Source organism: Nonomuraea sp. NPDC049480, from assembly GCF_044465905.1.
GTDB lineage: Bacteria > Actinomycetota > Actinomycetes > Streptosporangiales > Streptosporangiaceae > Nonomuraea.
Genome location: NZ_JBITMD010000084.1, coordinates 1 through 1,519, shown reverse-complemented (window position 1 = coordinate 1,519; position 1,519 = coordinate 1). Strand labels below are relative to the sequence as shown.

The 1,519-nt window shown below is 65.3% G+C and carries 2 protein-coding genes; one reads left to right on the top strand and one right to left on the bottom strand.

What is annotated here, in order from left to right; all coding sequences use genetic code 11:
• Positions 1-376, bottom strand: a 376-nt coding sequence (tnpA, locus tag ACIBX3_RS61220) for an IS200/IS605 family transposase (RefSeq protein WP_397130032.1), incomplete at its 3' end; no start/stop codon positions are given.
• Between tnpA and ACIBX3_RS61215 the strand changes: the two genes are divergently transcribed.
• On the top strand, positions 375-1,519 hold a 1,145-nt coding region (locus ACIBX3_RS61215), incomplete at its 3' end, for an RNA-guided endonuclease InsQ/TnpB family protein (RefSeq protein WP_397130033.1). The two genes, tnpA and ACIBX3_RS61215, sit on opposite strands and share 2 nt — an antisense overlap.

Sequence of the window (1,519 nt, the reverse complement as noted above, 5' to 3'; positions counted from 1 at the left end):
CCCCGCCGCAGGACGCGGCGAAATACGAGGGGGACCAGAAATGGCCGCCCCACAGATACCGGCGGATGTGGACCGGAAACTCCTTGCGCAGCAGCCGCGCCGAGACGCCCTTGAGAGAGTTGACCAGAGTCGAGAGCGCCACCTTGGGCGGATAGTGCACAAGCAGGTGGATATGGTCGTGCTCGCCGTTGAACTCCACCAGCGTGGCACCGAAACTGTCGCACACTTCGATCATGATGTCTTCGCAGCGGCGCAGGATCTCGTCGGTGAACACCTTGCCCCGGTACCTGGGCGTGAAGACCAAATGCGCATGCAGGCTGTGAACCACGCTACGGCCCTGCCGGATATCGGGGTTGGGTTCCCAACGCGGTGACATGGACCTAATGATAATGTGTTCGATTGTGAAACTGGTGGTGCAGGTGAAGCTCCTGCCGACACCGCAGCAGGCGGCGGCGCTGGAAGCCACCCTGGACGCCGCCAACCGAGCGGCGAATCTGGTCGCGGCACTGGCGTTCCAGCAACGCTGTTTCCGCAACTTCGACCTGCGCAAGCACACCTACGACCAGATCAAGGCCGAGTTCGGGCTGGCCGCCCAGGCCGCCCAGCATGTGATCAAGAAGGTGTGCGACGCCTATCGCACCCTGCACGCCAACCTGGCCGCCGGGAACCTGGGCAAGCCCGGATCGCCGCGTCGGGTCAAAATCGAAGCCCAGCCGATCTCCTTCCGATCGCCGGCGGCCCAGCCGTATGACGACCGGTGCCTGTCCTGGCAGCATGATGCACGGACGGTGTCGATCTGGACGACCGCCGGGCGGCTGAAAGGGGTGGCCTTCACCGGCTCGGAGCAGCACCTGGCGCTGCCGGCCGCCCATCGACGCGGTGAGTCGGATCTGATCTGCCGGGACGGGATGTGGTTCCTGTATGCCACGGTCGAGGTGGCCGACCAGCCGCTATCGGAACCGGACGGCTTCGTCGGGGTGGATCTGGGTATCGCCAACATCGCTACCACCTCCGATGGGGTCCGTCATTGCGGCAAGGGCCTGAACGCGGTCCGCCACCGTAATCGCCGGCTCCGCCGCCGCCTGCAGACCAAGCAGACCGAGTCCGCCAAGCGGCTGCTGAAACGGCGGCGTCGTAGCGAGGCGCGGTTCGCCGCGAATGTCAACCACATCATCGCCAAAAGCATCGTGACCGAGGCAGAACGCACCGGGCGCGGGATCGCTCTGGAGGATCTCCAGGGCATCCGCGAACGGGTACGGCTTCGCAAGCCCCAGCGGGTCACGCTGCACTCCTGGAGTTTCCGCCAGCTCGGAGCTTTCATCGCCTACAAGGCGGTCCGGGCAGGAGTGGCGGTGATGGTCGTGGATGCGGCCTACACCTCACAGCAGTGCTCGCACTGTGGGCATGTGGACAAGCGCAACCGGCCTGGCCAGGCCATCTTCTCGTGTACGTCGTGCGGTTTCGCTGAGCACGCCGACGTCAACGCAGCCCGGAACATCGCCTCACGCGGTGAGACGGG